Here is a 23,324-nt window from a genome sequence, read left to right as displayed (position 1 = left end):
CAAATGGATATAAAAGTCTATTTGTCATTTCTCCTGCTGTATCCTGCCCAAGCTTTTTAAAAGCGCGGATCTACCAGATCTATCAACAGACTTTGCGAGGAGCGCGAAACATGCACGAGATCCCTAATCTCCCCTTCCCAAGCCTGCACGAAACTGAGCAGACAACCACGCAACAAGCCGGTGCCCAACAGCCCGAGCCGAAAGAAGCCTCTGAACGCCGCCAGGCCGACAGCGAAGACTGAAACACCTGCAATGCCAGACCGTGTGGAAAGCGCTAACATGCGCTTTCCACACCGCCTGAACCCCGAGTTCCACACCATGACTGATGACTTCTCTGAAACCCAGGCCAGCGTTCTGATCGGCACCGCCGAGAAGATGATCGAGATCTGGAATCGTCTCTCTCCCGAGAAACAAGCCGCGTTGCTCGCCCGTTTCGGCACCGAAGAAAACGCCCTGGCTGCCCTGGTCACGACGCAACTGGTTGCCCCGCAAAAACCTGAATAACCCCCGCCCGGCAAATAGTTTTACTTTTTCCACGACCCTCGGCCGTTCGCGCCGCTATCATAAGCAGCCTATCTATCCCGCTTTCCCGTGGACCTTTACCCATGTCTGAAAACCAGCGCCCCCTGGCGGTCACGCTGCAAGTCGTTTCCATCGTTCTCTTTACCTTCATCGGCTACCTGAACATCGGCATTCCCCTCGCCGTATTGCCCGGCTATGTCCACAGCGACCTCGGCTTCGGCGCCGTGATCGCCGGACTGGTGATCAGCGTGCAATACCTGGCCACCCTGCTCAGCCGGCCGTACGCCGGGAAAATCATCGACAACAAGGGCAGCAAACTCGCCGTCATTTACGGCCTAGCCGGCTGCGGTTTGAGCGGCGTGTTCATGCTGATTTCGGCCTGGACCCAGAGCTTGCCGATGCTGAGCCTGATCAGTCTGTTGATCGGTCGCTTGGTACTTGGCAGCGCGGAAAGTCTGGTGGGTTCGGGCTCGATTGGCTGGGGCATCGGCCGGGTCGGTGCGGCGAATACCGCCAAAGTCATCTCCTGGAACGGCATCGCCAGTTACGGCGCACTGGCGGTCGGCGCGCCGTTGGGCGTGTTGCTGGTCAGTCAATTGGGCTTGTGGAGCATGGGCGTGAGCATCGTGCTGCTGGCCATCCTTGGCCTTGCGTTGGCCTGGCCGAAAACTGCCGCGCCGATTGTGGTCGGTGAACGGCTGCCGTTCATGCATGTGCTGGGACGGGTACTGCCCCATGGTTGCGGCCTGGCCCTGGGCTCGATCGGATTCGGCACCATCGCCACCTTCATCACCCTGTATTACGCCACGCAACACTGGGACAACGCGGTGCTGTGCCTGAGCCTGTTCGGCGCCAGTTTCATTGGTGCGCGGCTGTTGTTCGGCAACCTGATCAACCGCCTCGGCGGCTTTCGTGTGGCGATTGCCTGCCTGTCGGTGGAAACCCTGGGGTTATTGCTGCTGTGGCTGGCACCAGATGCTCACTGGGCACTGGCCGGCGCGGCGCTGAGCGGTTTCGGTTTCTCGCTGGTGTTTCCGGCGCTGGGCGTGGAAGCGGTCAACCTGGTGCCGGCCTCCAGTCGCGGTGCGGCGGTCGGGGCTTATTCGCTGTTCATCGATTTGTCGCTGGGGATTACCGGGCCGCTGGCCGGTGCGATTGCCGCCGGGTTTGGCTTTGCCTCGATCTTCCTGTTCGCCGCACTCGCCGCGTTGAGCGGTTTGGCGCTTAGCGTTTATCTGTACCGGCAGGCGCCCAAGCACCTTAATGAAAAGTATCGCGAAGAAAGAGATGCGCGCTAGAAATCGATCTTGCCGCGTCCGGCCTTGATGCTGCCACGCTTGGTCTTGGACTCCAGTCGACGCTTCTTCGACCCGAGGGTCGGCTTGGTCGGGCGGCGTTTCTTCTCGACTTTGGTGGCGCTGAGGATCAACTCGACCAGCCGCTCCAGCGCATCGGCACGATTGGCCTCCTGCGTGCGGTATTGCTGGGCCTTGATGATCAACACCCCGTCGCTGGTGATGCGACTGTCACGCAGCGCCAGCAGCCGCTCCTTGTAGAACTCAGGCAAGGACGAGGCCGGAATGTCGAAGCGCAGGTGCACGGCGCTGGAGACCTTATTGACGTTCTGCCCACCGGCGCCTTGCGCGCGAATGGCCGTCAACTCGATCTCGGCATCCGGCAGATGCACATTGTTGGAAATCACCAGCATGGAAAAGGGGTCCGCATTTGGGGTTCATCAGGATACCCGAATAGCCGGTAGGGGAATGCGGACCATTGTGGGAGCGAGCCTGCTCGCGATGGCGTCGTTGCATTCAACATCCATGTTGGCTGACAGATTGCCATCGCGAGCAGGCTCGCTCCCACAGGGTTTTGCGGCGCGCACAAAAAACCCGGCGCATGGCCGGGTTTGTTGCTTCTGCAAACTGAACTTACTTCGCGTTTGCCGCCTGCAACGCATGCTGAGCGCTGCGCTTGTTCTTGATGCCGTAGCACACCCACATGAACGCAACCCACACCGGAATCGCATACACCGAAATCTGGATGCCCGGGATCAACAGCATCACGCCGAGAATGAACACCACGAACGCCAGGCAGACGTAGTTCCCATACGGGTACCACAGGGCCTTGAACAATGGCGTCTGTTTGGTCTTGTCCATGTGCTGGCGGAACTTGAAGTGCGAGAAGCTGATCATCGCCCAGTTGATCACGAGGGTGGCAACCACCAGCGACATCAACAATTCCAGCGCGTTTTGCGGGATCAGGTAGTTCAGCAACACCGCGATCAACGTCACCGCCGCCGAAGCGAGAATCGAGCGTACCGGCACGCCGCGCTTGTCGATCTTCGCCAGGGCTTTCGGCGCATCGCCCTGCTCGGCCATGCCCAGCAGCATACGGCTGTTGCAGTAGGTGCCGCTGTTGTACACCGACAGCGCCGCAGTCAGGACCACGAAGTTGAGGATGTGCGCGGCGGTGTCGCTGCCAAGCATCGAGAACACTTGAACGAACGGGCTGCCGCTGTACGAATCACCCGACGCGTTCAAGGTCGCCAACAGGGCGTCCCACGGCGTCAGCGACAGCAGGATGACCAGTGCACCGATGTAGAAAATCAGGATCCGGTAGATCACCTGGTTGATGGCTTTGGGGATCACGGTTTTCGGCTTGTCGGCTTCGGCTGCGGTGAAACCGAGCATTTCCAGGCCGCCGAAGGAGAACATGATGATCGCCATGGCCATCACCAGACCGCTGACGCCGTTCGGGAAGAAGCCGCCGTGGGCCCACAGGTTGGTCACCGAGGCTTGCGGGCCGCCATGGCCGCTGACCAGCAGGTAACTGCCGAGCGCGATCATGCCGACGATCGCCACGACCTTGATGATCGCAAACCAGAATTCGGCCTCGCCAAAGACTTTGACGTTGGCGAGGTTGATCAGGTTGATCAGCACGAAGAAGCCGGCGGCCGAGACCCAGGTCGGGATGTGCGGCGCCCAGTAGTGGATGTACTTGCCGACCGCGGTCAGCTCCGACATGCCCACCAGAATGTACAGGATCCAGCAGTTCCAGCCCGACAGGAAGCCGGCGAAACCGCCCCAGTATTTGTGCGCGAAGTGGCTGAAGGAACCGGCCACCGGCTCTTCGACAATCATTTCGCCGAGCTGGCGCATGATCATGAACGCAATGAAGCCGCAGATGGCGTAGCCGAGGATCATCGACGGGCCGGCGGATTTCAGGACGCCGGCCGAGCCCAGGAACAGCCCGGTACCAATCGCGCCACCGAGGGCGATCAGTTGAATATGGCGATTTTTCAGGCCGCGTTTCAGCTCGCCTGAATGCGAGTTTTGTCCACTCATGAAAAGGGTCTCACGCAAGGTTTGATGATGTTCGTTAGACGTTGCTGCTCGGTTGCGATTTCAAGCAGCGCCGATCAAACCCCAGCGAAGGCAAAAGGAGTTCAGCGTTTTTACAACGGTCATGCGTCACCTGTTTGTTTTTATCTGTGACGAAATCGAACCCGACACGCTTGTGGCGCGGCGGAGTGAACAAGGCGGATAGCCTTGAGGTTTGCGCAGGTGCGCAGGAGGTCACAGTTAAAACGCGGCGCATTGTACACCTGTAACCCCCTGCTGCCAGACACCGCTGGATCAGCGCGTCGTTTGCCGGGATTGCCTGTGTCCGCCCCGAGGGTCTCGGGCGGCTGCAAAAATAGGGTCAGACCTTTGCGGGTCTTCGATAAGGGCGACGGAAAAATCGCCCCTTGGGGAGAAGTGGAAATGAGTCACGGCGTACATTGCGCCTCCTTCTTGTTATGCACCTGCACGACAGGCATGGGACGCATCTCACCCTTCCAGCGCCGCTGAAACAAGCGGGCCAGAGCCTTGCAGGATCAGCGATCGATTGGTTTACGGAAGGTTTTCCTTACACCCCTTCCGCATGCGTCAATCCAAGGGCTTTGAGGCGCGATTCCGTCAGCTTTTCTTTACAAGCTGTAACGCATATTTTCCAAATCAGATCAATCCGTAGGACGACTGCAAATTGACGGTAGGAAGCTTCCTAACGAAAAGGTCGAGTTAGTTTTTTGTTTTTTATCGATAAAAGCCCCGCCAAAAAACAGAATAAAAAGTTCAATTAAAACTAATTTGATTATTTTTTTGCAATTTAAAATCCTCTGAACTAGGTTTTCAGCGACTTGCCGAGACGCATCGACCGGCAAGTTGACGGGTTAATCAATGACTGAAAAACACGCCGCTGTACTTACCGAAAAGTCATCTGGGAGATTCACAATGCAAGCACTTGAAAAAGACTTGGAAACTGAACTGCAACTGGACGATTGGTTTGAAGCACCGACCCATGAAGCCGCCGTTGAAATGATGCAAGCCGATGCGGTCGTTCCGTTCGGCACGGCGATGTGGCCGCTGTAAGACACCTCGGCAGGCACGATCCGGCCGGTTGTGCCTGCCACTTTTTTCGGTTTGTCAGGGAGGACTACATGGATAAGCAACGCGCCATTTCGCATTTCCTTTACTACCTCGAACACCACCCTGCCCTTGCCGGCATCAACCCGGCGAAGGTCTTGCTCGGCCACACCGCTGATTACGAGGTACTGACCGGCGCCATCGCCGAACAGGCCGATGACAGCCCACGGTTCAGCTTCAGCGCGATGCGGCTGGATCTGGAACCCACGGAACTGCTGGCCCAGGCGATTGCCGACAGCGATCTGTACATTTTCTTCTACGACTCTTCCACCCTGCCCAACCCTCGCCCCGACGGCCCGGAATTTGTCCGTGCGCTGCAGGGCGTGATGGCCGAGAACTGGAAGAAGTCGCTGCTGTTCAAGGATTACGGCGATTACTTCTACGACACTTTCAGTGTCACTCCGCAGCGTATAGCAGGGCTCAACAGCCATTTGATCCAGCGCATGTCTCACGCGAAAACGTTAAGTTTCAAAGATGATCACGGCTCGTGGTTCGAAACCCCGATGCATAGCATCAAGAAGTGGACCGATATCAACGGCGTCGGCAACTTTGACTTGGCGCCCGGTGAAATTGCGACGCACAGCGAAGCGATCAACGGCCAGGTGAAGTTCATGGGGACGTTCCTCAGTACGATTCCGTTTGCCCGCAAGTATGGGGTGCTGGATTCGCCGCTGGAGTTGTGGATCGAGAATTCGACCATCCGCAAGATCGCCACGGATGTACCGGGGCTGGAACATGACTTCAACAAGTACCTGGAAGCCAATCCGTCGAACCGGCGTATTGAGGAGTTGGGGATTGGCACCAATGAAGGCGTGAAGAGTCTGTATGCCCGAAATGCCGGGTTTGAAGAGCGCCATTGCGGGTTGCATCTGGGGTTGGGCGGTGGGGCCAAGGGCAGCCATCATCTGGACCTGATCTTCTCCAGCGGCGTGTTGGCGCTGGATGATGATCCGGTGTTTGATGGGCGGTTTGTGTTTTAGCGGCCGACGCTTTCGCGGGCAAGCCTCGCTCCTACAAGGACATCGCCGATCCTGTAGGAGCGAGGCTTGCCCGCGAAGGGGACCGCACAAACACCACAGAGCTAATGCCGAGGCAAAAAAAACGCCAACCCGAAGGTTGGCGTTTTTTATGCGGCGCTTACCGATTACTCAGGCTTGCGACGACCGAAGCCCGGACGCTGGCCCGAACCGGCTGGCGCACCACGGCGTTTGCCCGACGGTGCATCCTTGTCGACCAGAACGATGCCTGGACGCTTCTTCGCCGGTGCCTTGGCCGGGCGCTTGGTGTCGGAAGGACGGTCTGCCACTGGTGTACCGCGACCCGACTCACCACGAGACTCGCCACGACCGGCTGGAGCACCGCGATCGCTACGACCGCCGCTTGGCGCACCGCGGCCTTCGCCACGCTCGGTGCGACCGTTGGCCGGACGCGGCGTGCGTGGACCGCGCTCGCCATCAGCGCGTGGCGCTGCTGGTTTGCGGGCTGGACGCTCGCCTTCGATTTGCGGCTCACGGGAGTCACGCGGCGTAGCAGCGGTCTGGTTACCGATGGCTGGACGCAACGAACGCACGCGCTCGGTCTTGCCCATCGGACGCGACGATTTACGCTGCATGCGGTCAAGTTTGTCTTTGCTCTTGGCGTTCATCTGCGGCATGGCCACAGGCGTCAGGCCAACTTCAGCACTGAGAATATCGACTTCGTACTGGCTCATTTCGCGCCAGCGGCCCATCGGCAGGTCGGAGTTGAGGAACACCGGACCGAAACGCACGCGCTTCAGACGGCTGACCACCAGGCCCTGGGACTCCCACAGACGACGAACTTCGCGGTTGCGACCTTCCATCACCACGCAGTGGTACCAGTGGTTGAAACCTTCGCCACCCGGTGCTTGCTTGATGTCGGTGAACTTGGCCGGGCCGTCTTCAAGGACGACGCCTGCTTTCAGACGCTCGATCATCTCGTCATCGACTTCGCCACGCACACGTACCGCGTATTCACGGTCCATTTCGTAGGAAGGGTGCATCAGGCGGTTGGCCAGCTCACCGTCGGTGGTGAACATCAGCAGGCCAGTGGTGTTGATGTCCAGACGACCGATGTTGATCCAGCGACCTTCTTTCGGGCGCGGCATCTTGTCGAAAACGGTCGGACGGCCTTCCGGATCTAGGCGGGTGCAGATTTCGCCGTCGGGCTTGTTGTACATGATCACGCGGCGTACCGACTCGGCGGCTTCTTCGCGCTTGATCACCTTGCCATCAATGGTGATGGCGTCGTGCATGTCAACGCGCTGCCCGAGGGTGGCGTCTTTGCCGTTGACCTTGATGCGGCCGTGGCTGATCCAGGCTTCCACGTCACGGCGCGAGCCGACGCCGATACGGGCGAGGACTTTCTGCAGTTTTTCGCCTGCTGGGCCGATTTCCTGGTCGTCTTTCTGGTCGTTGATACTCATCTGGGCACCTCCCGGTGTGGTCTGTTCAGGCGGCCCTGAATTGAGCGTCCTGAAGCGATGTAAATCTGGGTACTTTTTGAAGATCTTGGGCGAAGCGATCGCCGAAGGGTCGCGAATCATACGCTCATGGAAGCGTTTGCGCATCAGAGACTAGCTGATGATGGCCTGCTTATTTGCTTTTGCGCCGAACGGCGCCGCCGAGTTTGATCAACCTGAGCGCCGACTCCGCGAGTACCGTGCGCTTGTCGGCCTTGTCGAGTTTCTTCCAGGCCTTGATCTCACGCTTGCTGCGACCGCAGCCGAGGCAGATGTCGTCGGTGAATTTGCAGACGCTGATACACGGGTCTTTGGTTGAGCTCATCAAATACTCCATCCAACACCAATCCACTGTGGGAGCTAGCCTGCTAGCTCCCACAGAGGGCCTTCATTGTCCACAGGGATGGGCTCAGTCGTCGAATTCGCGGCGTTCGGCTTCGATTGCTTCGGCCAAGGCGCGGGCTTCGGCTTCTTCGTCGCTCAATTCGGGCTCGGGTTTCGGTTGTTCGAGCGCGGCGACGGCAGCCAGGAGTTTTTCGCGCGCTTCGGCGACGCCGAGCACGTCATCCTCAAGCGCTTCTTCCGGCTCTTCTTCGACTGTGGCTTCTGGCTCGACCTGAAGTTCAACTTCGATCTCGGGCTCAGGTAGCTCCAGCACCTCTTCGGATTCCGTCACCGCGCTATCGCGCAGGATGTCATCAAAGTCGGTCTTGAGCCCCTCCTCCATGGTGTCCAGTTCCAGCAACAGCGTATGGAAACTGGTCTCCTCCTTGGGCTCCTCCGGCTCGGCGCTGGCATCCGCCAGCTCCTGCAAACTTGCCGGGACTGGCGCGTCGTCGAAGTCCAGTACCGGATCAGGCTCCAGTTCTCGCAACTCAGCCAGCGGCGGCAAGTCGTCAAGGTTCTTCAGGTTGAAGTGATCGAGAAACGCCTTGGTGGTGGCAAACATCGCCGGTTTGCCGGGCACGTCGCGGTAGCCGACGATGCGGATCCACTCGCGTTCCAGCAGGGTCTTGACGATGTGACTGTTGACCGCCACGCCCCGCACGTCTTCGATCTCGCCCCGGGTGATCGGCTGGCGATAGGCAATCAGAGCAATGGTTTCGAGCATGGCACGCGAATATCGCTGCGGGCGTTCTTCCCACAACCGTCCTACCCACGGCGAGAACTTTTCGCGGATCTGCAAGCGATAACCGGAGGCCACTTCCTTCAGCTCGAAGGCGCGGCCGTCGCAGGACTTGGCCAGAAGCGTCAGGGCTTTCTTGAAGACCGGCGGCTCCGGCCGCTCGCCTTCTTCGAAGAGTTCGAACAGGCGTTCAAGCGATTGCGGTTTTCCCGAGGCCAACAGAAAGGCTTCAAGCAGTGGCGCCAGCTCGCGGGGTTCAGTCAGGTTCATGATTCAACTCGTTACTCGGCTCGGGCTCGCACGTGGATCGCCGCGAACGGCTCATTCTGCACCAGCTCGACCAAAGATTCCTTGACCAGTTCGAGGATCGCCATAAAGGTCACCACCACCCCCAGGCGTCCCTCTTCAGCGGTGAACAATTCGACAAAGGGCACGAAACCGCCGCCCTTGAGCCGGTCCAGCACATCGCTCATGCGTTCGCGGGTGGACAGTGCCTCGCGGCTGACCTGGTGGCTTTCGAACATGTCGCCACGGCGCAGGACCTCGGCCATGGACAGCAGCAGCTCTGACAAACGCACATCCGGCAACAGCTTGCGCGCCCGGGCTTCCGGGGCGTCGAGCTTGGGCACTACTACGTCACGTCCGACACGGCTCAGGCCATCGATGCCTTCCGCCGCCGCCTTGAAGCGTTCGTACTCCTGCAAGCGACGGATCAGCTCGGCGCGCGGGTCGTCTTCTTCGTCTTCGATGGTTTCGGCACGCGGTAGCAGCATCCGCGACTTGATCTCGGCCAGCATCGCGGCCATCACCAGGTACTCGGCGGCCAGCTCCAGGCGCACCGACTGCATCAACTCGACATAGCCCATGTACTGGCGAGTGATTTCCGCCACCGGGATGTCGAGGATGTTGATGTTCTGTTTGCGGATCAGGTACAGCAGCAGGTCGAGCGGGCCTTCGAAAGCTTCGAGAAACACCTCGAGCGCATCCGGCGGGATGTACAGGTCCAGCGGCATTTCCAGGACCGCCTGGCCATAGACCATGGCGAAGGGCAGCTCCTGCTGGGCGCCGGCCTGACTGTCGACAACAGGTTCCACTGCAGACATCTACGCCTCGGCCATGAACGGCGTCGGGTCGCCGCAACCAACGCGGATCACTTCCGGCTCGCCGTCGGCGAGGTTGATCACGGTGGACGCCTTGATCCCGCCGAAACCGCCATCGATGATCAGGTCGACCTGATGCTCAAGCAACTGGCGCATTTCGTACGGATCGCTCATCGGGTCGGTGTCGCCGGGCATGATCAGGGTCACGCTCATCAGCGGCTCGCCCAGTTCTTCCAGCAGCGCCAGGGCAATCGGATGGCTCGGCACCCGCAGGCCTATGGTGCGTTTTTTCGGGTGCAACAACAGCCGCGGGACTTCGCGGGTGGCGTTGAGAATGAAGGTGTACGGCCCTGGCAGGTGCGCTTTGAGCAGGCGGAAGGTGCCAGTGTCGATCTTGGCGAACAGCCCCAGTTGCGACAGGTCGCTGCAAATCAGCGCGAAGTTGTGCTTGTCATCCAGCCCGCGTAAACGGCGTACGCGCTCTACGGCAACCTTGTCGCCGATCTGGCAACCAATGGCGTAGGACGAGTCTGTGGGATAAATCACCACCCCGCCGCTGCGGATGATCTCGACAGCCTGTTTTATCAGGCGCGCTTGCGGGTTTTCCGGATGAATCTGGAAAAATTGACTCACATTCTCTACCTGTTCAGACGGCGGCAATAATTGGGTCATGTTTGAATCGACACCACAGTGGTGGCAGATCCTCCGGGAGCGGACGGTATTCGCCGATCTCGGACCAGCCTCCAGGGCCATGAAAATCACTGCCGGCGCTGACCAGCAGACCGAACTCACGAGCTAGAATCGCCAGGCTGCCCACTTGTTCGGCGGGCTGATGGCCATTGACCACTTCAATTGCGTGGCCCCCGGCTTGAATATAGTCAGAAATCAGGCGGCGACGCTTGCTGCGAGTGAAATCGTAGTGCCACGGATGCGCCAGGCTGACCCAGGCTTTCGCGGCCCGAAGGGTTTCGACCGTGTCTTCCAGGGTCGGCCAGTGCTGCTTGACGTCGCCCAGTTTGCCGGCGCCCAGCCATTTGCGGAACGCTTCGGCGCGATCCTTGACGAAACCTTCACGCACCATCCAGTCGGCGAAGTGCGGACGGGCCGGCGCATTGCCGCTATCACCCAGTTCCTGCTGGATGGCCCGTGCACCTTCCAGCGCGCCCGGCATGCCTTTCAACGCCAGCTTGCGGCTTATTTCTTCGGACCGCAGCCAGCGGCCATCGTGCAATTTGGCGATGGCATCGACCAACGGTACGGCATTGACATCAAATCCGTAGCCGAGCACATGAATGGTCGCGCCACCCCAGGTGCAGGACAATTCGACGCCGTTGACCAGTTGCATCCCCAGCGCCGTGGCCGTACTGCGGGCCTCATCGAGGCCTTCGAGGGTGTCGTGATCGGTCAAGGCCAGCACTCGCACGCCTTTCTCGAACGCACGCGCCACCAGGACAGCAGGTGCGAGAGCGCCATCGGAGGCGGTGCTATGGCAGTGCAAATCGACATTCACGGGGATGTGTTACCTCAAATCAGCTGGCGCTATCGCGCGCCCATATGTTTGTTATTATGCCGCCACATCCTGCTTCTGGCTGCCACTGTGAAACAATTCATCGATTTCATCCCGCTCCTGCTGTTTTTCATCGTTTTCAAAATTGATCCACGGGTCGTCGACATCGGCGGTCATCAACTGACTGTAGGCGGTATTTACAGCGCCACTGCGATGCTGATCATCAGCTCCCTGGTGGTTTACGGTGCGCTGTTCATCAAGCAGCGCAAGCTGGAGAAGAGCCAGTGGCTGACCCTCATCGCCTGCCTGGTCTTCGGCAGCCTGACCCTGGCGTTCCACAGCGAGACCTTCCTGAAGTGGAAAGCGCCGGTGGTCAACTGGCTGTTCGCCCTCGCGTTCATTGGCAGCCACTTCATCGGCGACCAATTGCTGATCAAGCGCATCATGGGCCACGCACTGACCCTGCCGGACCAGGTCTGGACGCGCCTGAACATCGCCTGGATCGGCTTTTTCCTGTTTTGCGGTGCCGCCAACCTGTTCGTCGCGTTCACGTTCCAGAGCTACTGGGTCGACTTCAAAGTCTTCGGCAGCCTGGGCATGACGTTGCTGTTCCTGGTCGCCCAGGGCATTTACCTGTCCCGCCACCTGCACGACGCCGATACCACAACGCCAAAAACCGAGGACTGACATGCTTTACGCAATCATTGCCACAGACGTCGCCAACTCCCTGGAAGCCCGCCTGGCCGCACGGCCTGCCCACCTCGAGCGCCTGCAAGTGCTCAAGGGCGAAGGTCGTATCGTATTGGCCGGCCCGCACCCGGCGGTCGACAGCAATGATCCGGGCGCAGCGGGTTTCACCGGCAGCCTGATCGTCGCCGAGTTCGATTCCCTGAGCGCCGCCCAGGCCTGGGCCGACGCCGATCCGTACATCGCCGCCGGCGTCTACGCCAACGTTTCGGTCAAGCCGTTCAAGCAAGTCCTGCCGTAAATTGCGCCCGCGCGATGAACCTTGCCGGTTCATCGTGCTCTCAACGCTCATTATTCTCGTTCCGCGGCCGACAACCTGCCCAATACTCGTATTGGAATCAGGAGTCGCGATGCGCAAAGGTCCGTTGTGTCTGATGTTGGTGACGTTGTCGATGGTGGCCCCTGCCCACGGTGAAGAAAGCGCAGAGGGTGGCAGTTCGACGCCACTGTCGCTGAGTGCCGGCAGCCAGATCAGTGAGTTGCAGCAGCGCTTGAAGGTAAGTGAGCAGCAACGGGAAGAACTGAGCAAACAACTGCAAAATACCGACAGCGAACGCGAAAGCGCTCAGTTGAGCCGTTTGCGCCAAGAGAACCAGCGCCTCAAGCTGCAACTCAAGGAAGCCCAGGCCAGCAACCCGCTGCCACGGCTGCTGACTGATCAGCAGCAATGGTTCGTAATCGGTGGTGGGGTTGCGCTATTGGCCCTGCTCTGCGGTATCTTCGCCAGCGGTGCCACCAGAAAACGTCGGCAATGGCTAAATTGAGTGAGTGATGAGCGAGCTGTTATTAATTGATGATGACCAGGAGCTGTGCGAGCTCCTGAGCAGTTGGCTGAGCCAGGAAGGCTTTCAGGTCCGTGCCTGTCACGACGGCCAGAGTGCCCGCCGTGCGCTGGCCGAAACCTCCCCCGCCGCCGTGGTGCTGGACGTGATGCTGCCAGACGGCAGCGGCCTGGAACTGCTCAAGCAATTGCGCAGCGACCATCCGGACCTGCCGGTGCTGATGCTGTCTGCGCGTGGCGAGCCATTGGATCGAATCCTCGGCCTGGAGCTCGGCGCCGACGATTACCTGGCCAAGCCGTGCGACCCACGAGAGCTGACTGCCCGTCTGCGCGCCGTGTTGCGCCGCAGTCATCCGACGGCGGTGTCCAGCCAACTCGAATTGGGCGACCTGTGTTTCAGCCCGGTGCGCGGCGTGGTCAGCATCGACGAACAGGAGTTCACCCTCACCGTCTCCGAAAGCCGTCTGCTCGAAGCCCTGCTCAAACAACCCGGCGAGCCGCTGGACAAACAGGAACTGGCGCAAATCGCCCTCGGCCGCAAGCTGACCCTGTACGACCGCAGCCTGGACATGCACGTCAGCAACCTGCGCAAAAAGATCGGCCCGCACCCCGACGGCCGCCCGCGCATCATTGCCCTGCGTAGCCGCGGTTACTACTACAGCCTCTAACCCTGAATACGGTCCGTCGTAGCAGCTGTCGAGCCCCGGCGAGCCTGCGTTCGGCGGCGAAGCCGTCGTGAAATCAGGCGATGCATTTGTTCAGGTAAACCGCGTTCTCAGGTTTTACGACGGCTTCGCCGCCGAACGCAGCCTCGCTGGGGCTCGACAGCTGCTACACCGGTCTTGTTTTGTCTGGGATGTGGATTTGTCAGGTCGGCAAGAAATCGTCTTTACCCAAGCTTTACGCTCCGCTGACCGCCGCTGACCTTGATCTCCGTAATCTGAACTCATCCGGAACGTACCGGGAACGAGACAAGGAGATTCACCATGCGCAAGACTCTTATCGCTCTGATGTTCGCTGCCGCCCTGCCGACCGTTGCCATGGCCATGCCTGAAGGTGCCGGTCCGATGGGTGGCCCGATGGACGGCCCGCGCCACGGCGGTCAGATGCACGGCATGCACGGTAAAGGCCCGTACAGCCAGCTGGACCTGAGCCGCGAACAGCGCGAGCAGATCCGCAAAATCATGGGCGAGCAGATGCACGAGCGTAAGCAAGTGGTCGAGAAGTACCTGGAGAAACTCTCCCCAGCCGACCAGAAAGCCATGAAAGATGAAATGGCCGCCAACCACAAGAAAGCCGAAGCCGATGTCCGTGGCCTGCTGAAACCGGATCAACAGAAGAAATTCGACGAGATCCAGAAGAAAAAGGCTGAGCGCCGCGCCGAATGGGCCGAGTTCAAGGCGTGGAAAGCGCAACAACCGCAAAAAGCGCAATAATGCGTTAACCCGGACCCGACGGCTTACCCCGTCGGGTTTTTTGCCATTCAGATCATTACGGGAACGAGCCTGTGTGGCGAGGGGATTTATCCCCGTTGGGCTGCAAAGCAGCCCCGAATCGAACATTGCGGTGTTTCAGATACACCGCAAGCAATGGTTTGACGACTGCTTCGCAGCCGAACGGGGATAAATCCCCTCGCCACACAAGCTCGCTCCCACATGGGATTTGTGATTGTTCGAGGATTTTCTGTGCGCTCATTGTTCTGGCGTATCCTGGCCAGCTTCTGGCTGGCCATCGCTCTGGTTGCAGGGTTGTCCATTCTGCTGGGGCACATGCTCAATCAGGACGCGTGGATTCTCAGCCGCCACCCGGGCCTCAACACCCTCGCCGAACAGTGGACGCAAACCTACGAAGCCCAGGGCGAGGAAGCGGCCCAGGACATTCTGGAACAGCGCAAACGCCAGTATCACATCGACGTTCAGGTGCTCAACGAGAGCGGCGACCCGGTGGTGCGCGGCACCTTCCCCCGGCGTGCGGCCGCCTTCGAAGCACGGCAGAACAACGATGATCGCCGCCTGCCGTGGCGACGCCTGACCGATGAGTACACCAGCAAAAAAACCGGCGACACCTACCTGCTGATCTATCGCATTCCACACCCGGAACTGGACTCATGGCACCGCGAAAGCCTGCTCTGGCCGTTGAGTGCGCTGGGTATTGCGCTGGTGGTGCTGACCCTCTTCAGCCTCTTCGTGACCTTGTCCATCACCCGCCCGCTCAACCGCTTGCGCGGCGCGGTGCATGACCTTGGGCAAACCACCTATCAGCAGAACAGCCTGGTGAAACTGGCCAACCGTCGCGATGAGTTTGGTGTATTGGCCAACGACTTCAACCGCATGGGCGCGCGCCTGCAAAGCCTGATCGGCAGCCAACGGCAATTGCTGCGTGATGTGTCCCATGAACTGCGTTCACCGCTGGCGCGACTGCGCATTGCCTTGGCGCTGGCCGAACGGGCCACTCCCGAAGAACGGGAAAAACTCGCGCCACGCTTGACCCGTGAGTGCGATCGACTCGAAGCGCTGATCAGCGAAATCCTGGTATTGGCGCGGGTCGATGCTGACAACGCCAGCGCTGAAGATGTGGACCTGAATGCGCTGCTCAACACGCTGCAAAAAGATGCGCAACTGGGCTCGCCGGAGCAGACCGTTCGCCTCGACGCCGAACCGCAGCTGAACCTCAAAGGCTGGCCGACGATGATCGAGCGTGCCGTCGACAACCTGCTGCGCAACGCACAGCGCTTCAATCCCGTGGGGCAGTCGATTGAAATGCAGGCGGTGCGCCAGGGTGAGCGGATTGTGGTCAGCGTCAGGGACCATGGCCCCGGTGTCGATGCCGAGCATCTGACTCAGTTGGGTGAACCGTTCTATCGTGCGCCGGGGCAGACGGCGGCCGGGCATGGCCTGGGACTGGCCATTGCGCGACGCGCGGCAGAGCGGCATGGCGGGAGCCTGGTGCTGGCCAATCATCCGCAAGGTGGGTTCATCGCCAGCCTGGAATTACCGTTGGTACCGGGTGCTGTTGTCCAACCCTGAACCCCTGTGGGAGCGGGCTTGCTCGCGAAGGCGGTGTGTCAGGCAAAGTAGGTGTTAACTGACACACCGCATTCGCGAGCAAGCCCGCTCCCACATTTGATCGGTGGTATCAGGCTTTTCCGGGCCAGGCGCTGACGAATTCGGCGAGGTCGACTTTCTCTGCCACACGCGGTTCTTTCTGCGGCGTGCCCAGGTAAAGAAACGCAATCACCTCTTCCCCCTCTGCCAACCCCAACCCCTTGGCCACATGCGCCGAATAGGCCAGATCCCCAGTGCGCCACACCGCGCCAATGCCTTGCGCGTAAGCGGCCAGCAGAATCCCATGAGCCGCACACCCCGCCGCCAGCAGTTGCTCGGATTTCGGGTATTTGACGTGTTCCTGTATCCGCGCAATCACAACAACCACCAGCGGCGCGCGCAATGGACCGTTACGCGCCTTGTCCAGCGCCGCCTCGGACACTTCACTGTCCTGCAGCTTCGCCGCTTCGGCCAGCAACTCGCCCATTTGCTCGCGCGCCGCACCTTCGACTGTCAGGAAGCGCCAAGGCTGCAAATGGCCGTGGTCCGGCGCACGCATCGCGGCAGAAAACAGCACTTCGCGCTGTTCTGCGGTGGGGGCCGGTTCGAGCAGTCGTGGAACGGAAACACGGTTGAGCAAAGCGTCGAGAGCCTGCATCGGCCACCTCCTGAAAAATATGTGCGGCTATTCTAGCTTCAACTGCAGTGGAGGTGCCGGTTTACATGCCCTGCCCCGCAGGTAGAATGGCGGCCTTCCCTTCTTCAGCCCGAGCGGACTTCATGGCGTTGCCGACCTTACGGACTATTGGTTTCATCATCGGCATCTTCCTGATCACGCTGGCCATCGCCATGGTCGTGCCCATGGCCACGCTGGTGATTTTCGAACGCACGGGCGATCTGCCGTCGTTCCTCTGGGCGAGCATGATCACCTTTGTCGCCGGCCTCGCACTGGTGATCCCCGGTCGCCCGGAGCACGTGCATCTGCGTCCGCGCGACATGTACCTGCTGACCGTCAGCAGTTGGCTGGTCGTGTGCATTTTCGCCGCGTTGCCGTTTCTGCTGACCCAACACATCAGCTACACCGACTCGTTCTTCGAAAGCATGTCCGGCATCACGGCAACCGGGGCAACCGTGCTGAACCACCTCGACGACATGTCCCCCGGCATCCTGATGTGGCGCTCGTTGCTGCACTGGATCGGCGGCATCGGCTTTATCGGCATGGCGGTAGCGATTCTGCCGTTGCTGCGAATCGGTGGCATGCGGCTGTTTCAGACTGAGTCGTCTGACCGCTCCGAAAAGGTCATGCCCCGTTCGCACATGGTGGCGCGCTTGATCGTTGCCGCTTACGTGGGCATCACCATCCTCGGCAGCCTGGCGTTCTGGTGGGCCGGGATGAGCCCGTTCGATGCGATCAACCATGCGATGTCGGCGATCTCCACGGGCGGGTTCTCCACCTCGGACCAATCCCTGGCGAAGTGGACGCAACCGGCGGTGCACTGGGTGGCGATTGTCATCATGATTCTCGGCAGCCTGCCGTTCACCCTGTACGTGGCGACCTTGCGCGGCAACCGTCGGGCACTGATCAAGGATCAGCAGGTTCAAGGCTTGCTCGGTATGTTGCTGGTGACCTGGCTGGTGCTGGGCACCTGGTACTGGTGGACCACCCAACTGCATTGGCTCGAAGCGTTGCGGCATGTGGCGCTGAACGTGACCTCGGTCGTCACGACGACAGGATTTGCACTGGGGGATTACAGCCTGTGGGGCAACTTCTCGCTGATGCTGTTCTTCTATCTGGGTTTTGTCGGCGGTTGCTCGGGCTCGACGGCTGGCGGGATCAAGATTTTCCGCTTCCAGGTCGCCTATATCCTGCTCAAGGCCAACCTTAACCAATTGATTCACCCGCGCGCGGTGATCAAGCAGAAGTACAACGGCCACCGTCTCGACGAAGAGATCGTGCGGTCGATCCTGACCTTTTCGTTCTTCTTCGCCATCACCATCTGCGTGATTGCGTTGCTGCTATCGCTGCTTGGTGTCGACTGGATGACCGCCCTGACCGGCGCCGCCAGCACCGTGTCCGGCGTCGGCCCGGGCTTGGGCGAGACCATCGGCCCGGCGGGTAACTTCGCCACCCTGCCGGACGCCGCCAAGTGGATTCTCTCGTTCGGCATGCTGCTGGGCCGACTGGAGATCATTACGGTGTTTGTTCTGTGTATTCCTGCGTTCTGGCGGCACTGACCACCGCGGGCGTCTCTGACAGCCGCGCCCGGTACTCGCCGGGCGTCGCGTCGAACCAGCGCCTGAAGGCACGGAAGAAGTTGCTCGGATCGGCGAACCCCAGCAGGTAGGCAATTTCCAGCAAAGTCATTGTGGGCTGCGCCAGGTATTGCTCGGCCAGTTCACGGCGCGTGTCATCCAGCAACGTCTGAAAACTCGTGCCTTCTTCCTGCAAGCGGCGCTGCAAGGTGCGTTGCGACAAGTGCAGCGTCTGCGCAACCGTATCGCGCTTGGGTTCGCCCTGTGGCAGCAACCGGCACAGTACCTGGCGCGCCTTGTGGGTCACGCGACTCTCGGAAAACCGCGCCAGGTATTCGCCGGCAAACCGGTCATGCAACAGCGCCATCGCCTCGTTGGCCGTCGGCAGCGGCGCCTCCATGTCGGCACGCTCGAAGATCAAGGCGTCATAAGGCGCGTTGAACACCATTGGCGCATGAAACGCTTGTTTATAGGGTTCGAGATCGACAGGCTGATCGCCCTGGATCAGCACCTTGCGCGGTTGCAACGTGCGCCCGGTCAACCAGCCGCACAGCGCCAGCGCACAGGCCAGTGACGCTTCGGCACTCTGCCGGGTTGGCGGCAAGTGATCGCCATGCACCGTCAGAATCAGCGCATAACCTTCATCCAGCAGACGGAAACTAAGGTCGGCACTTTCGGCAATGATCCGCTGATAACGCACCAGCCGCTGAAAGCCTTCGGCCAGGGTCTGGCTCGACATCAGCGCGTAGCCGGCCACATGAAAGGAAGCCGGTCGCACCACTTTGCCCATGTTCAGGCCAATCGCCGGGTTGCCGGACAGCTCGACCGCGCGCTGCCACAGGCGTGTCATGGAATCTTGCGGAAAGCGCGCATCCGGATCATCCAGAGAGGCGTAATCGAGCCCCAGCTGCTTGAACAGAACCCGGCAATCCAGGCCGTCCATCTCCAGTGCTTTGACAATCCCCATCGCCCAGCTTGCAGAAGTCGTTCGTTCGCTCATGGCGTTTACTTACTGTTTTGTGAGCCGTCTACCGCGGCAAGTTTTCGAAGGATACTAAAGTGGCGCCCATTGTCACTGGCTGATGCCAATGATCACTCTAGACTCAAATAAGCTACCCGCAGAACAACTTGCAATCAGAACAACAACCACAGAGATCGCAGTCGTGGAAAACATCAGACGTTTCAACAGCTTCGCTGAGTTCTACCCGTATTACCTCAGCGAACACAGCAACAGCACCTGTCGACGCCTGCATTTTGTCGGTACCAGCCTGGTCATCCTCATCCTGGCACTGACCATCGGCAAAGGCGCCTGGTTGATGCTGCTGGCCTTGCCGCTGGCGGGTTACAGCTTCGCCTGGATCGGGCATTTCTTCTTCGAGAAAAACCGCCCCGCCACGTTCCAGCATCCTCTTTATAGCCTGCTCGGCGACTTTGTCATGTACCGCGACATGCTTCTGGGTCGCGTGCCGTTCTAGGCTCCATTGGCCACCAAAGCGTCCTGCGTAGCCAGTGCAGCATTGGATCCAAGTCCTACACTCAAGACATCCCTTTCGATAGAACAAGAGGATAGCTGATGAACGCCAATGCACGATTCACCCACATGAAGGATGGCACGCAGGAAGACTGGGCGATCATCGCCGCCGACTTCAGTGCCTATGCCAAGCAATTGCCGTCACGAATTGTGGCGCACCTGAAATTACTGGAGGGTGATTTTGGCGGCTTCCCGGTGGATCGTCTGACCCATTCCTTGCAGACCGCCAGCCGTGCCTGGCGCGATGGCCGAGATGAAGAATATGTGGTCTGCGCGCTGCTTCACGACATCGGCGACACACTGGGTTCCTACAATCATCCGGACATTGCTGCGGCGATCCTCAAGCCGTTCGTCAGCGCCGAGAATCTGTGGATGGTTGAGAAGCACGGGATATTCCAGGGGTATTACTTCTTTCATCACCTGGGGATGGATCGGCATTTGCGCGAGCAATTCAGCGGGCATCCGCAGTATCAGGCGACCATCGAGTTTTGCGCCCAATACGATGCGGCGGCATTTGATCCGGCGTACGAGACGTTACCGCTAAGCTTCTTTGAGCCGATGATGGAGCGCTTGTTTGCGCATCCGAAGCACTCGATCTACAAGGCGGCGATGGAATTACATTCGCCAGCCTGATAGATCCCGCGGGACCGCTGCGCAGTCCATCGCGAGCAGGCTCGCTCCCACAGGTGACCGAGTTTTTTCAGGAAAATACGATCAAAACTGTGGGAGCGAGCCTGCTCGCGATGGGGCCAGACCTCGCACACTGACTTTTAGGCGGGCTCGGCAATTTTAATGGCTTTCAATTCGGCCTCCCGCGCCTGCGCATCCGCCAACCGGTATAACTCGATCGACCCGTCCCAATGCTCGATCAACGCCGTGCACGACTCGACCCAATCCCCGCAATTGAGGTAGTCCACCCCGCCGACCTTGCGAATCTCGGCATGGTGAATGTGCCCGCACACCACCCCATGCAACTCGCGTTTCACGCACTCGTGGGCGATGGCTTCTTCGAAGTCGCTGATGAAACTGACCGCGGTTTTGACCTTGTGCTTGAGGTAGGCCGACAACGACCAGTAGCCGTAGCCATAACGGGCGCGCCAGTGATTCAGCCAGCGGTTGAGGGTCAGGGTGAACTCGTAGGCCGAGTCGCCGAGAAAGGCCAGCCAGCGGTGATACCGGGTGATCACGTCGAACTGGTCACCATGAATCACCAGCAGATGGCGACCATCGGCGGTCACGTGCACCGCTTCGTCCACCAGGTGGATGTTGCCCAGGATCAGCTTCGAATAGCGGCGCAGGAATTCGTCGTGGTTGCCGGTGACGTAGATCACCTCGGTGCCGCGTTTGCTCATGGTCAGCAGGCGGCGGATCACGTTAGTGTGCGCTTGAGGCCAGTACATGCCGCCGCGCAGTTTCCAGCCGTCGATGATGTCGCCGACCAGGTAGATCTTGTCCGCGTGGTAGCCCTTGAGAAACTGCGACAGGTGTTCGGCCTGGCAGTCCCGGGTGCCCAGATGCACATCGGAAATCCACAAGGTCCGCACACGTTGCTTACGGCTGGGTTTGGCGAGCTCGGCGCTGGTCATGGGCAACACTCTGGGCAAGTTTTGGCAAGCTTGCGCCGGTCCGGTTAATTGCCCATGACAACCGCGAGTCAATCCTGTGACAACGCCCGGCCGGTGTAGACTGGCCGCATCTTCACCTGGAGACCTGCGATGAGACCGATCCTCACGCTTCGCCAATACACCAAAGACCTGATCGTCCACAGCCACGACCACGCGCAACTGGTGTTCGGGCTGTCGGGTGCGCTGGACTTCGAGGTCGACGGGCATGGCAGCCAGGTGGTTCAGCAGAGTTTCGTGGTGGTGCCGTCGGGTTTCCATCATGCCTGCGGCAGCAGCAATGGCAGCCGTTGTCTGGTGCTGGATATACCGAGCGATCAATGGGTTTCGCAGTCCCTTGGCGATCACGCCGACGCCAGCCGTCGTTTGCTCGATAATGCTGGCCGGCTGCCGCTGGATGCCGGGCAAAGCCAACTGGTGAGTTGGCTGGCGGGCAGCCAGGTCAGTGACCCGCTGATTGCCCAGCAAGGCGCGGTGTTGTTGTTGGCCAGCCTCAATAACGCCAAGCCTGAAGTCGTGGGCGGCCGGCGCCTGCCGTATGCGGCGTTGAATGCGCATATCGATCAGTACGCGGCGTATCCGCTGCAAGTCGCCGATCTGGCGCGCGTCGCCGGTCTCTCCAGCGCCCGCTTGCATGCGCGGTTTGTCGCTGAATGCGGGCAGACGCCAATGGATTACATCCGCAGTCGGCGGCTGCATATTGCGGTGGGACTGCTGCGGGATTCACCATTGCCCATCGGCGAGATCGCCAGTCGGGTCGGTTACAGTTCTCAAAGTGCATTTGCGGCGGCGGTGTTGCGCGAGTTTGGCCAGACCCCGGGCGAACTGCGGCGCGAGGCTGGCGACAAAGGACGATAGTCTGGCGACAGACACAGCGTGTGTGGCGCGGTTCAATGTTCCTCTCTGTTTGTCTTGTTGTTAAGGATCGCAATGACTCCCCGTACCGCCCTTGGCGCCCTGCATATCGGCGCACTGATGTTCGGCCTGACCGGTGTGTTCGGCAAACTCGCTGCCGCCTCCCCCGCCGTCATCGTGTTTGGCCGGGCGGCATTTGCCGTGCTCGCCCTGGCGGTGTTCGCGCGGTTCGCCAGCAACACGCGCTGGTACAAACTCGAGGCGCAGGACTTGCGCCGTCTGCTGCTCAGCGGTTTGCTGCTGGCCGGGCACTGGGTGAGTTTCTTCATTGCGGTGAAAGTCGCCGGCGTGGCGATCGCGACCCTGGGTTTCGCCAGCTTCCCGGCGTTTACCGTCATCCTCGAAGGGCTGATATTCCGGGAGCGGATCCGCGCCAATGAAATCCTGTTGGTGGTGCTGGTGAGCATTGGTCTGGTGCTGGTCACGCCTGACTTCGATCTGGCGAGCGGTGCCACCACGGGCCTTCTGTGGGCGGTCGGTTCAGGCTTGCTGTTCGCCCTGCTGTCGCTGACCAACCGCGCCAGCTCCGGCAGAATCCCGCCGGTGCAGGCGGCGCTGTGTCAGAACGTGGTGGTCGCGCTGTGCCTGCTGCCGGTGGCGGCGCCGCAGTTGAGCGAAGTCCGCGCCATCGACTGGCTGTGGATCGGTTTGCTCGGAGTGTTCTGCACCGGCGTCGCTCACAGCTTGTTCGTCGCCAGCCTGGCGGTGATCAAGGCGCGCACCGCCGCCGTGGTGTTTGCCCTGGAGCCGGTTTACGGGATCACCATGGCCTGGCTGTTATTCGATGAAAACCCGACGTTGCGCATGCTGATCGGCGGCGCCTTGATCATCGTCGCGATAGTCGTCTCCAGCAGATTGTCTGGCGGTTCAAGCAAAAAGACTGTGGCCGCCGAGGCCGCATCTCACTGAGTGCGGTCGTTGTGGCCGAGGTCGCGGTCAGGGTCGATCTGATCGCGAACCCGCTGTTTGAGTACCTTGGCGTCGGGGAATCCGCCGTCGACCTTGCGCTCCCAGATCTGTACATCGCCACAGAAAATATGGAACACCCCACCGGTGCCGGGCACCAGCGACACTTTGCCCAGGTCGTCGCCGAAGGTGCTGAGCAGTTCCTGAGCCAGCCAGGCCGCACGCAACAGCCATTGGCATTGCGTGCAATAGGTGATGGTGATTTCCGGTTTATGCGTGGTCATGATGGGCAAGACTCCTGAGCCCGAGGGCGCCGCTATAGTAG

At 60.1% G+C, this 23,324-nt stretch carries 28 protein-coding genes; 16 read left to right on the top strand and 12 right to left on the bottom strand.

Going from position 1 to position 23,324, the window contains the following annotated elements:
* Nucleotides 1-110 precede the first annotated feature (110 nt).
* The 3 genes from ACA060_RS07595 (at nucleotide 111) to ACA060_RS07585 (ending at nucleotide 1,820) form a co-directional block, all read left to right on the top strand.
* Nucleotides 111-242 (top strand): hypothetical protein, encoded by a 132-nt coding sequence (locus ACA060_RS07595; protein ID WP_307328006.1) that lies wholly within the window; start codon nucleotides 111-113, stop codon nucleotides 240-242.
* A 76-nt stretch (nucleotides 243-318) separates the two neighbouring features.
* Nucleotides 319-504: a hypothetical protein gene (locus tag ACA060_RS07590; RefSeq protein WP_497318195.1), complete on the top strand. Its 186-nt coding sequence runs from the start codon at nucleotides 319-321 to the stop codon at nucleotides 502-504.
* Nucleotides 505-605: 101 nt separating this feature from the next.
* Entirely contained in the window at nucleotides 606-1,820 is a 1,215-nt protein-coding gene (locus tag ACA060_RS07585) for an MFS transporter (protein ID WP_109628545.1), read from the top strand.
* Here ACA060_RS07585 and arfB read toward each other — a convergent pair.
* A complete protein-coding gene (gene arfB, locus ACA060_RS07580; RefSeq protein ID WP_497316389.1) occupies nucleotides 1,817-2,230 on the bottom strand; it encodes an alternative ribosome rescue aminoacyl-tRNA hydrolase ArfB in 414 nt (137 codons plus the stop codon). The genes ACA060_RS07585 and arfB overlap by 4 nt on opposite strands.
* A gap of 220 nt (nucleotides 2,231-2,450) precedes the next feature.
* Entirely contained in the window at nucleotides 2,451-3,866 is a 1,416-nt protein-coding gene (locus ACA060_RS07575) for an amino acid permease (RefSeq protein ID WP_109628543.1), read from the bottom strand.
* 930 nt (nucleotides 3,867-4,796) lie between these two features.
* On the opposite strand from ACA060_RS07575, the gene ACA060_RS07570 reads away from it, so the two are divergent.
* On the top strand, nucleotides 4,797-4,934 hold the full coding sequence (locus tag ACA060_RS07570) for a hypothetical protein (protein WP_010461921.1): 138 nt from the start codon (nucleotides 4,797-4,799) through the stop codon (nucleotides 4,932-4,934).
* Between the two features lie 68 nt (nucleotides 4,935-5,002).
* On the top strand, nucleotides 5,003-5,968 hold the full coding sequence (locus tag ACA060_RS07565) for a M29 family metallopeptidase (RefSeq protein WP_497316387.1): 966 nt from the start codon (nucleotides 5,003-5,005) through the stop codon (nucleotides 5,966-5,968).
* Nucleotides 5,969-6,132: 164 nt separating this feature from the next.
* Here ACA060_RS07565 and rluB read toward each other — a convergent pair whose 3' ends face one another.
* The 6 genes from rluB to ACA060_RS07535 all read right to left on the bottom strand — a co-directional run bounded on the left by rluB (nucleotide 6,133) and on the right by ACA060_RS07535 (nucleotide 11,203).
* Nucleotides 6,133-7,431: a 23S rRNA pseudouridine(2605) synthase RluB gene (gene rluB / locus ACA060_RS07560; RefSeq protein WP_010461925.1), complete on the bottom strand. Its 1,299-nt coding sequence runs from the start codon at nucleotides 7,429-7,431 to the stop codon at nucleotides 6,133-6,135.
* Nucleotides 7,432-7,600: 169 nt separating this feature from the next.
* The gene (locus tag ACA060_RS07555; protein ID WP_109628541.1) at nucleotides 7,601-7,792 is read right to left on the bottom strand and encodes a DUF1289 domain-containing protein; all 192 of its coding nucleotides are present in this window, start codon (nucleotides 7,790-7,792) and stop codon (nucleotides 7,601-7,603) included.
* An 84-nt stretch (nucleotides 7,793-7,876) separates the two neighbouring features.
* Nucleotides 7,877-8,863 (bottom strand): SMC-Scp complex subunit ScpB, encoded by a 987-nt coding sequence (gene scpB, locus ACA060_RS07550; protein WP_497316384.1) that lies wholly within the window; start codon nucleotides 8,861-8,863, stop codon nucleotides 7,877-7,879.
* An 11-nt stretch (nucleotides 8,864-8,874) separates the two neighbouring features.
* Complete coding sequence (locus ACA060_RS07545) at nucleotides 8,875-9,696, bottom strand: segregation and condensation protein A (RefSeq protein ID WP_046032782.1); 822 nt, start codon at nucleotides 9,694-9,696, stop codon at nucleotides 8,875-8,877.
* Nucleotides 9,697-10,326: an L-threonylcarbamoyladenylate synthase gene (locus tag ACA060_RS07540; protein ID WP_438657550.1), complete on the bottom strand. Its 630-nt coding sequence runs from the start codon at nucleotides 10,324-10,326 to the stop codon at nucleotides 9,697-9,699.
* Nucleotides 10,327-10,339: 13 nt separating this feature from the next.
* Nucleotides 10,340-11,203, bottom strand: a complete 864-nt coding sequence (locus tag ACA060_RS07535; RefSeq protein WP_497316381.1) for a PHP domain-containing protein — start codon at nucleotides 11,201-11,203, stop codon at nucleotides 10,340-10,342.
* A gap of 87 nt (nucleotides 11,204-11,290) precedes the next feature.
* Here ACA060_RS07535 and ACA060_RS07530 point away from each other — a divergent pair, with 87 nt between their 5' ends.
* The 6 genes from ACA060_RS07530 (at nucleotide 11,291) to ACA060_RS07505 (ending at nucleotide 15,754) form a co-directional block, all read left to right on the top strand.
* Entirely contained in the window at nucleotides 11,291-11,887 is a 597-nt protein-coding gene (locus ACA060_RS07530; RefSeq protein WP_462026127.1) for a septation protein A, read from the top strand.
* Between the two features lies 1 nt (nucleotide 11,888).
* Entirely contained in the window at nucleotides 11,889-12,188 is a 300-nt protein-coding gene (locus ACA060_RS07525) for a YciI family protein (protein WP_008156126.1), read from the top strand.
* A 109-nt stretch (nucleotides 12,189-12,297) separates the two neighbouring features.
* A complete protein-coding gene (locus ACA060_RS07520) occupies nucleotides 12,298-12,711 on the top strand; it encodes an SH3 domain-containing protein (protein WP_497316379.1) in 414 nt (137 codons plus the stop codon).
* Between the two features lie 7 nt (nucleotides 12,712-12,718).
* A complete protein-coding gene (locus tag ACA060_RS07515) occupies nucleotides 12,719-13,396 on the top strand; it encodes a response regulator transcription factor (protein WP_109628535.1) in 678 nt (225 codons plus the stop codon).
* A 318-nt stretch (nucleotides 13,397-13,714) separates the two neighbouring features.
* The gene (locus ACA060_RS07510; RefSeq protein ID WP_109628534.1) at nucleotides 13,715-14,164 is read left to right on the top strand and encodes a Spy/CpxP family protein refolding chaperone; all 450 of its coding nucleotides are present in this window, start codon (nucleotides 13,715-13,717) and stop codon (nucleotides 14,162-14,164) included.
* 249 nt (nucleotides 14,165-14,413) lie between these two features.
* Nucleotides 14,414-15,754 carry a sensor histidine kinase gene (locus ACA060_RS07505; protein WP_497316376.1) on the top strand — a complete coding sequence of 447 codons (1,341 nt, stop codon included), beginning with the start codon at nucleotides 14,414-14,416 and terminating at the stop codon, nucleotides 15,752-15,754.
* 109 nt (nucleotides 15,755-15,863) lie between these two features.
* On the opposite strand, the gene ACA060_RS07500 is transcribed toward ACA060_RS07505, so the two are convergent.
* Nucleotides 15,864-16,430, bottom strand: a complete 567-nt coding sequence (locus ACA060_RS07500) for an NAD(P)H nitroreductase (protein WP_497316374.1) — start codon at nucleotides 16,428-16,430, stop codon at nucleotides 15,864-15,866.
* 122 nt (nucleotides 16,431-16,552) lie between these two features.
* On the opposite strand from ACA060_RS07500, the gene ACA060_RS07495 reads away from it, so the two are divergent.
* Complete coding sequence (locus tag ACA060_RS07495; protein ID WP_109628531.1) at nucleotides 16,553-18,007, top strand: TrkH family potassium uptake protein; 1,455 nt, start codon at nucleotides 16,553-16,555, stop codon at nucleotides 18,005-18,007.
* Here the strand turns inward: ACA060_RS07495 and ACA060_RS07490 are convergent.
* Nucleotides 17,964-19,025 (bottom strand): AraC family transcriptional regulator, encoded by a 1,062-nt coding sequence (locus ACA060_RS07490; RefSeq protein WP_218277777.1) that lies wholly within the window; start codon nucleotides 19,023-19,025, stop codon nucleotides 17,964-17,966. The two genes, ACA060_RS07495 and ACA060_RS07490, sit on opposite strands and share 44 nt — an antisense overlap.
* Before the next feature lie 163 nt (nucleotides 19,026-19,188).
* Between ACA060_RS07490 and ACA060_RS07485 the strand changes: the two genes are divergently transcribed.
* Nucleotides 19,189-19,500 (top strand): Mpo1-like protein, encoded by a 312-nt coding sequence (locus ACA060_RS07485; RefSeq protein ID WP_109628529.1) that lies wholly within the window; start codon nucleotides 19,189-19,191, stop codon nucleotides 19,498-19,500.
* 98 nt (nucleotides 19,501-19,598) lie between these two features.
* Nucleotides 19,599-20,189 (top strand): HD domain-containing protein, encoded by a 591-nt coding sequence (locus ACA060_RS07480; protein ID WP_497316371.1) that lies wholly within the window; start codon nucleotides 19,599-19,601, stop codon nucleotides 20,187-20,189.
* 137 nt (nucleotides 20,190-20,326) lie between these two features.
* Here ACA060_RS07480 and ACA060_RS07475 read toward each other — a convergent pair whose 3' ends face one another.
* The gene (locus ACA060_RS07475) at nucleotides 20,327-21,142 is read right to left on the bottom strand and encodes a UDP-2,3-diacylglucosamine diphosphatase (RefSeq protein WP_497316369.1); all 816 of its coding nucleotides are present in this window, start codon (nucleotides 21,140-21,142) and stop codon (nucleotides 20,327-20,329) included.
* Nucleotides 21,143-21,271: 129 nt separating this feature from the next.
* Here ACA060_RS07475 and ACA060_RS07470 point away from each other — a divergent pair, with 129 nt between their 5' ends.
* Entirely contained in the window at nucleotides 21,272-22,036 is a 765-nt protein-coding gene (locus ACA060_RS07470) for a helix-turn-helix transcriptional regulator (protein ID WP_109628526.1), read from the top strand.
* Nucleotides 22,037-22,108: 72 nt separating this feature from the next.
* Nucleotides 22,109-23,002, top strand: a complete 894-nt coding sequence (locus ACA060_RS07465) for a DMT family transporter (RefSeq protein WP_109628525.1) — start codon at nucleotides 22,109-22,111, stop codon at nucleotides 23,000-23,002.
* Here the strand turns inward: ACA060_RS07465 and ACA060_RS07460 are convergent.
* Nucleotides 22,996-23,283, bottom strand: coding sequence for an Rdx family protein (locus tag ACA060_RS07460; protein WP_497316367.1), 288 nt, complete (start codon nucleotides 23,281-23,283; stop codon nucleotides 22,996-22,998). The genes ACA060_RS07465 and ACA060_RS07460 overlap by 7 nt on opposite strands.
* Nucleotides 23,284-23,324: the final 41 nt, after the last annotated feature.

The sequence above is a fragment of the Pseudomonas sp. LBUM1671 genome, from assembly GCF_059695685.1.
The sequence above is the reverse complement of the archived record's forward strand: the minus strand, read 5'-3'. Positions and strand labels throughout refer to the sequence as shown.